The sequence below is a fragment of the Devosia sp. genome (assembly GCF_036676215.1).
Taxonomy (GTDB): domain Bacteria; phylum Pseudomonadota; class Alphaproteobacteria; order Rhizobiales; family Devosiaceae; genus Devosia.
The window spans coordinates 44,381-52,096 of sequence record NZ_JAKFDJ010000129.1 but is presented as its reverse complement, the minus strand read 5'-3'; the positions used below and the strand labels follow the sequence as shown (position 1 = coordinate 52,096).

Below are 7,716 nucleotides of genomic sequence, written 5' to 3'. Positions count from 1 at the left end.
ACCCGACAGGGTGCGGAACTGCAGCCCGTCAATTGTGGAAAGGCTGGCAATGCCGTGCGGCGCGAACAGCCGCCGCGCATAGTCCTCATCCGCTGCCAGCCGGCTGAGGAAGGCCCCGCTCTTCTCACTCGGAACATCCTGCAGGCGATCGGCAACAGCGTGCTGCAGCGGCAGCGCCGCCACGAGTTGATCGACCGCCTTGCCCTGCTGCGCCGCGAGCCCCAACACGCACAAGATCGGCAGGACCGCATCCCGCGTCGCCAGCGGCGCGAGCGCATGCCCGCCGACCCGCACACCCTCGCCCACAAAGGTGCCACCATTGGCCTCGAAACCGACCACCGCGCCGCTCGCCCTCGTCATGGCATCCACCACATAGGGTGACCCCACCCGGGTCCGCACGACATTGCGGAAAAATCCGGTGCGCTCGATCGCAGAATTTGAGGTGACCGGTGTGACCACGCTGTCGGCGCCCAGGCACTGCGCCGCCAACAGGCCCAGCACGTCGCCGCGCACGAATTCGCCGTGCCGGTCCATCAGCAACGGACGGTCGCCGTCGCCGTCGGCAGACACGATCGCGTCCAGCTTATGTTGCTCAACCCAGCCCGCCAGTGGCGCAAACACCCCATCACCAAACGCCTCGGTGTCAACGGCAACGAAGCCGTCCCGCCGGTCGAGGCTCACCACCTCGGCGCCAAAGTGACTCACAATGCGCGTCAGCAGATCCCGCGCCACCGTCGAGTGCTCGAATACTCCAATCCGCATCCCGGCCAACGCGTCAGCGGGCAACAGGCCAGAAAAGCGCGCAAAGTAGCGCTCGGAGGCGGCGCCCGCCTCGTCAACCATCGCCCCGGCCAGATCGGGGATGGTCTCGTCCCGCAGGGCCGCCAGGATGCCCGCCTCGTCGGTCTTGCTGATTTCTCCGCTTGGCAGATAGAATTTGAGGCCGTTTCGATCGACCGGGATGTGGCTGCCCGTGATCATGATCGCCGCGCAGCCGACCGTCATGGCGTGAAGCGCCAGTGCGGGCGTGGGGATAGGCCCGCAATCGACAGGCGCCAGCCCTGCCGCCCTGATGGCAGCGGCACAGTCGGCCAGGATAGCGGGACTGGACAGGCGGAAATCCCGCCCCAGGAAGACCTGTCCACCCTCGTCTTGGCCGCGTGCTGCGAGATGACGAAGAAATGCCATGGTGTAGCGGCGGGCGGCCTGTCCCTGCAGATCCGTTGCAAGGCCCCGCAAGCCGCTCGTGCCGAACTTTAGGCTGCTACCGGGCAATTCTGCCTCCGCGGGCAATCAGTTCCAGCCGTAGTGAGACTTGTACCATTCAACGAAGTGTCCGACCCCGGTCTCTACCGATGTCTCGGGCACCGCACCGACCAGTTCGCGCAGCAGCGTCGTATCCGAATGCGTCGCCACCACGTCCCCCGGCTGCATGGGCAGCAGGTTCAGCTGGGCGGTGCGCCCGACGGCCTTTTCGATGGCCCGGATGAAATCCATGAGCTCGGTCTGGCGGCCACCCGCCACATTGACGACCCGGAACGGCGCCACCGCCGACAGGCTGTCATGCTCCACCGGCCTACCCATTTCGGGCGGCGTATCCATGATCTTGGCGATCACGTCCACCAGATCGGCCACATAGGTGAAATCCCGCTGCATCGTGCCATGCCCATAGACGTCGATGGGCCGCCCCTCGATCATCGCAGAAGCAAACTTGAACAGAGCCATATCCGGACGTCCCCACGGTCCATAGACCGTGAAGAAGCGCAGGCAGGTCGACGGGATACCGAACAGATGGGCATAGGAATGCACCATCGCCTCGCCCGATTTCTTGGTGGCCGCATAGAGCGAAACCGGCCCATCCGCCCGGTCCGTCTCGGCAAAGGGCACCTTGGTATTGCCGCCATAGATCGAGCTGGTCGAAGCAAAAATCAGGTGCCTCGGCGGCAGCGCCCGCAGCGCTTCGAGCAGGTTGGCGGTGCCCACCACATTGGATTGAATATAGCTCTGCGGCTGCTCGAGGCTGTAGCGCACCCCGGCCTGCGCAGCCAGGTGCAGCACCACCTCGGCGCCACTCTGCGCCAGCCCATCGCGCAGCCGCCCCGCGTCCTCCAGCATCCCTTCGATCAGGACAAACCGCTCATGCTCGGCCAGGATAGCAAGCCGCGCCCGCTTGAGCGCCGGATCGTAATAATCGGTAATGCCGTCATAACCCGTCACCGTATGGCCGTCGGCCAGCAGCCGCCGCGCCAGGTGAAAACCGATGAACCCGGCGGCGCCGGTAATGAATATTCTCAAGACGTCCCCTGGCCCCTGATCACTCGGCCGCCTCGGCTGCGCCGCCAATGGCGCTCAGGCCGGCAGGACGACCGATGCTGCTGTAGTGAAAGCCATGCTTGGCAACTTCATCATGGCGATAGACATTGCGCAGATCAACGAGCACCGGCACCTTCATCAGGCCATGCACCCGGTCGAGGTCCAATGAGCGAAATTCATTCCACTCGGTGACCAGCACCAGTGCGTCGGCCCCGGTGGCCACGTCATAGGCGCTGTCGCCAAATTCCACACCCTCGAGCAGGTCCCGCGCCGCCCGCATGCCCTGCGGATCATAGGCAATGACGCGGGCGCCAGCGGCCTGCAGCCCCTCGATGATGTCGATGGACGCAGCCTCGCGCATGTCGTCGGTATTGGGCTTGAAGGTCAGGCCCAAGACGCCAATGGTCTTGCCCCGGACGTCGCCACCACATGCGGCAATCACCCGTCCGGCCATGGCCTGCCGGCGCTGATTATTGACCGCGACGGTGGTCTCGACCAGCCGCATCGGGCTGTCAAAGTCCTGGCCGATTCTGATCAGCGCCTGCGTATCCTTGGGAAAGCACGACCCGCCATAGCCCGGCCCGGCATGCAGGAACTTGGAGCCGATGCGATTGTCCAGGCCCATGCCCCGCGCCACCTGCTGCACATCCGCGCCAGCGGCCTCGCAGAGATCGGCAACCTCGTTGATGAAGGTGACCTTCATCGCCAGGAACGCATTGGCCGCATATTTGATCAGCTCGGCCGTGCGCCGATTGGTGAACATCAGCGGCGCCTGGTTGAGGTAAAGCGGCCGATACACCTCGGCCATCACCGGCCGGGCCCGCTCATCCTCCAGCCCGACCACGATCCGGTCAGGGCGCTTGAAATCGTCGATGGCCGCACCTTCGCGGAGAAACTCGGGATTGGACACCACGGCCACGTCGGCATCGGGCCTCGCCGCCGCAATGATGCGCGCCACCTCGTCGCCCGTGCCCACCGGCACCGTGGATTTGGTCACCACCACCGTGAAGCCCTCGACGCTGGCCGCGATCTCGCGCGCCGCATCATAGACGTAGCTCAGGTCGGCGTGACCGTCCCCCCGGCGCGACGGCGTCCCCACCGCGATAAACACCACCTCGGCCGCGCCCACCGCGGCGCGCAGGTCGGTGGTGAACGACAGGCGGCCCGCGCCCACATTGCTGGCCACCAGCTCGGCCAGCCCCGGCTCGTAGATCGGAATTTCCCCGCGCTCCAGCGCGTCGATTCTGTCCTGGTCCTTGTCGATGCAGACCACGTCATGGCCAAAATCGGCAAGACATACGCCCGTGACCAGTCCAACATAGCCGGCGCCGGCAATGGCAATCTTCATCGCGGGGACCTCCCGAAAGCTCTGACATGATAATGGTAGGGCTGTTTCATGTCGCTATTGAAACGCCCGAAGTGCTACTGCGTGTCTGACGGGCTGCTGCGCATCCGCTTGATCTCGGAGCGCACCGATTTCGCCTCCAGCCGCCTTTGCTTGGACCCCATTGTCGGCCTTGTCGCAATGCGGGCCTTGGGCACATGGGCGCCCGCCACCAGCAGGCCTACCAGCCGCTCCAGCGCATCGGCTCGGTTCATCGGCTGGTCGCGATGCGAATTGGCGGTGATGACGATCACGCCCTGCTTGGTCAGCCGCTTCCCGGCCAGCACCGCTACGCGCCGCTTCATCGGCTCGGGGATGGATGGCGAATTGGCCAGGTCGAAGCGCAGCTGCACCGCGCTCGACACCTTGTTGACATTCTGCCCCCCCGGCCCCGAGGCGCGCACGAATGTCTCCTCGATCTCCGACGGATCGATGGAAATGGAGCGGGTGATCTGGATCGGGTCAGCCAAAGAAAGTACCCCCACCTAGCCTCCCCCTGAAGAAGGGGGAGGGACCGATCCAGTTCCTGGCAACATCGCGCCACACCCACCAGGCGGATTCCTCCCCCTATCAGGGGGAGGTTAGGTGGGGGTATCCCAATAGGGACTCGCCTTCGCCATTCTAATTACGGTAGCGCCCCGCGAAGATGATCTCACCCTCGTGGATCGTCAGCCCCTTGATCGTCGCCCGGTACTTGCCCGGCAGGCCCTCGGCCTCGACCACCCAGCCCTTCTTGAGCATACCGGCGAAAACCTTCTCGCCGATATCCTTGAAGTCGCCCGGCCCCAACGCATTCTCTTCGCCGAGATGCGTCAGGGCCTTGATCTCGCGATTGGACGGGCGCTGCGGCATCAGGCTGCCTTTGCTGCCTTGAGATCGGGTGCGGTCGCCTCCGCCATGAGCGCAACCAGTGCGTCCATGAACGGCTCGACCTTCTGGCCCTCGGTGCCCAGGCGGCGGACCGAAACGGTCCCCTCCTCGGCCTCGCGACGACCCACCACGAACATCAGCGGCACCTTGCCCACCGAATGCTCACGCACCTTGTAGTTGATCTTCTCGTTGCGCATGTCGAGCTCGGCCCGGATGCCCGCCGCCCTGAGCTGGTTGACCAGCTTTCCGGCATATTCATCCGCCTCCGACACGATGGTCGCCACGACGACCTGCGTCGGCGCGAGCCACATCGGCATCTTGCCAGCATAGTTTTCGATCATCATGCCGATGAAGCGCTCGAGCGAGCCCAGGATCGCCCGGTGCAGCATCACCGCATACTGGCGCGAACCGTCTTCGGCGACATAGGTCGCATCCAGCCGTTCGGGCAGCACGTAGTCGAGCTGCAGCGTCCCCACCTGCCACGAGCGCCCGATGGCGTCCTTGAGGTGGAATTCGAGCTTGGGCGCATAGAAGGCGCCCTCGCCCTCGGCGATCTCGAAATCATAGCCGGTCGCGCGCAAGGCATCGCCCAGCGCCTTCTCGGCCGCATCCCAGCGCTCGATGGTGCCACCATACTTGTCCGGCCGCGTCGCCAGCTTGATGACGACATTGTCGAAGCCCATGTGGCCATAGACCGAATAGAGCAGATGCACGAAATGCTCGGTCTCGGCCTGGATCTGGTCTTCGCGGCAGAAGATATGCGCATCGTCCTGCGTCATCTGCCGCACGCGCATCAGCCCATGCAGCGCACCATGCGCCTCGTTGCGATGGCAACAACCAAATTCCGCCATGCGCAGAGGCAGATCGCGGTAAGACTTGATGCCCTGGTTGAAGATCTGCACATGCGCCGGGCAGTTCATCGGTTTGAGCGCCATCAGGTCGCCCTTGCCGCTCAGCACCGGACCTTCATCTTCCGTACCGGGCACTTCGTCCGGCACCACGAACATGTTTTCGCGATACTTGCCCCAGTGGCCCGACTGCTCCCAGAACTTGGAACTCATCAGCTGTGGCGTCTTGACCTCGACATAGCCCGACGAATTCAGACGGCGGCGGATATAGGCCTCCATCTGGTTGTAGAGCACATAGCCTTTCGGGTGCCAGAACACCGACCCCTGCGCTTCCGGCTGGAAGTGATAGAGATCCATCTCCTGGCCGATCTTGCGATGGTCGCGCTTTTCGGCCTCCTCCACCATGTGGAGATAGGCGTCGAGTTCTTCCTTGCTCGCAAAAGCCGTGCCGTAAATGCGGCTCAGCACCGGATTGTTGCTGTCGCCGCGCCAATAGGCGCCGGCCACCTTGGTCAGCTTGAACGCCATGCCGACATCCTTGACGGTCCGCATATGCGGCCCGCGGCACAGGTCGATCCACTGGCCTTGCTTGTACATCTTCAGCGACTGGTCGGCCGGAATGGCATCGACCAGCTCGACCTTAAAGGCCTCGCCGCGCGTATTGAAGAAGGCTTTGGCCTGGTCTCGCGTCCAGATTTCCTTGGTAAAGGCCGCCCCCCGGTCGATGATCTCGGCCATCTTCTTCTCGATGGCCGGGAAATCCTCTTCCGAGAACGGTTCGTCGCGTTTGAAGTCGTAATAGAAGCCGTTCTCGATCACCGGACCGATCGTCACCTGCGTGCCAGGCCACAGCTCCTGCACCGCCTCGGCGAGCACATGCGCAGCATCATGCCGGATCAGCTCCAGCACGTCCTTGGACCCGCTATCGCGCGTCACGAACTCGATTTTGCCATCGGCATCCAGCGCATCGCTGAGATCGCTGAGCACGCCATTCCAGCGCATCGCGACCGTCTTCTTGGCCAGGCTCTTGGAGATGCCCTCGACCACGGTGGTCCCGGTGGTGCCACGCGCATAGTCGCGAGCTGCACCGTCGGGGAACGTCACCTTGATCGTCATTTTAGGTCTCCAGAAATTGGGTTCATGCCGCGCTTTCGCGGCAAGGGCGCCTGTCTAGCACGGTTTTCGTGCGCTGCCAGCCCAATGCCACTTCTCGGGTTCTTAGATATTGAACCGCGAAATTCCCAGTCGACACCCTCCCCCTTGCGGGGAGGGATCAAGGGTGGGGGGTGTTTGGCCCCAATATCGGGGCCAACCGCAGGGCGAGGTGCCGCCCGGTGAGTGGGGCAAGACGCGATTTGAATGGACGTCCTGGCGAGCCGGTCAAACCACGCAGGACTAGGCCCCTACTTCCACCGCCCATAACTCCACGGCACATACCACCGCGCCCCATCCGGCACCGCCTCCGGCACCGGGTCATAGCCATGCGTCCCCCCCGGCCGGCAGCGTGTAAACCGTGCCAGCCCCATCCAGCCGCCCGGCCAGAAGCCGAATTTCCAGATCGCGTCGCTGGTATATTCCGAGCAGGTTGGCAGATGCCGGCAGCTCCGGCCCACAAAGGCCGACAGCGTGTAGCGATAGAGGGTGATCAGCAGCACGGCGGCGAATTTGAACGGCAGATCGATGACCTGCCAGATGAAGCCAATGACTCGATCCATCAGCTGGCGGCCGCAACCGATTCTGCGGACTCGATTTTCTCGATCGCATCCACCACCGCATCAAAGACCAGCAGCGTCGACATATGCCGCGCCCGATATTCGCGTACCGGCTCAAGATAGCGCAAATCGCTCCACTTTCCCTCGGGCGGCGTACCATCACTCTTGAGCATGGCGTGCATCTGCTCCCGCAGCTCCCGGAATTCGTCCACAGGCGTGCCCACAATCTCGCGCGCCACGACGGCAGCCGAGGTCTGCCCCAGCGCACAGGCGGAAATCTCGTGGCCATAGTCGACGATCACCCCGTCCCGCAGGGTCACGTCGACCTCGATCACCGATCCGCACACCCGGCTCACCTTGCGCGAGCTGGCGCCCGGATGCGCCAGCCGGCCGGGCTGGCGGGCATTTCCCGCAAGGTCGAGTATCTTTTGGGAATAGAGATCGCTAAGTTCCATAAAACGCACAATTCTGTTTCTTGTGACTGTCGCCACTGACTTCTATATAGGGTCTGGCAAGCGGACTGTCAGGGCTGTCGTACCCCACTGGTCCAAAATCGCTCTGGTCTCGTAGAATGGCCAAGCGCAAGGAG

General features: G+C 63.6%; 8 protein-coding genes. All 8 read right to left on the bottom strand.

Going from position 1 to position 7,716, the window contains the following annotated elements; genetic code table 11:
* Positions 1–1,275: phosphomannomutase (locus V6M52_RS11905; protein ID WP_332701170.1), on the bottom strand; the 1,275-nt coding region annotated here is incomplete at its 3' end.
* A gap of 18 nt (positions 1,276–1,293) precedes the next feature.
* Complete coding sequence (locus V6M52_RS11900; protein ID WP_332701169.1) at positions 1,294–2,295, bottom strand: NAD-dependent epimerase/dehydratase family protein; 1,002 nt, start codon at positions 2,293–2,295, stop codon at positions 1,294–1,296.
* 19 nt (positions 2,296–2,314) lie between these two features.
* Positions 2,315–3,661: a UDP-glucose dehydrogenase family protein gene (locus tag V6M52_RS11895; RefSeq protein ID WP_332701168.1), complete on the bottom strand. Its 1,347-nt coding sequence runs from the start codon at positions 3,659–3,661 to the stop codon at positions 2,315–2,317.
* A 74-nt stretch (positions 3,662–3,735) separates the two neighbouring features.
* Positions 3,736–4,182, bottom strand: a complete 447-nt coding sequence (gene arfB / locus V6M52_RS11890) for an alternative ribosome rescue aminoacyl-tRNA hydrolase ArfB (protein WP_332701167.1) — start codon at positions 4,180–4,182, stop codon at positions 3,736–3,738.
* Positions 4,183–4,318: 136 nt separating this feature from the next.
* Positions 4,319–4,549: a hypothetical protein gene (locus tag V6M52_RS11885; protein WP_092181092.1), complete on the bottom strand. Its 231-nt coding sequence runs from the start codon at positions 4,547–4,549 to the stop codon at positions 4,319–4,321.
* Complete coding sequence (gene thrS / locus V6M52_RS11880) at positions 4,549–6,531, bottom strand: threonine--tRNA ligase (RefSeq protein ID WP_332701166.1); 1,983 nt, start codon at positions 6,529–6,531, stop codon at positions 4,549–4,551. Before thrS ends, V6M52_RS11885 begins: the two co-directional genes overlap by 1 nt.
* Before the next feature lie 287 nt (positions 6,532–6,818).
* Positions 6,819–7,130, bottom strand: a complete 312-nt coding sequence (gene yidD, locus V6M52_RS11875; RefSeq protein ID WP_332689631.1) for a membrane protein insertion efficiency factor YidD — start codon at positions 7,128–7,130, stop codon at positions 6,819–6,821.
* On the bottom strand, positions 7,130–7,582 hold the full coding sequence (locus V6M52_RS11870; RefSeq protein WP_332701165.1) for an iron-sulfur cluster assembly scaffold protein: 453 nt from the start codon (positions 7,580–7,582) through the stop codon (positions 7,130–7,132). Before V6M52_RS11870 ends, yidD begins: the two co-directional genes overlap by 1 nt.
* Positions 7,583–7,716 lie beyond the last annotated feature (134 nt).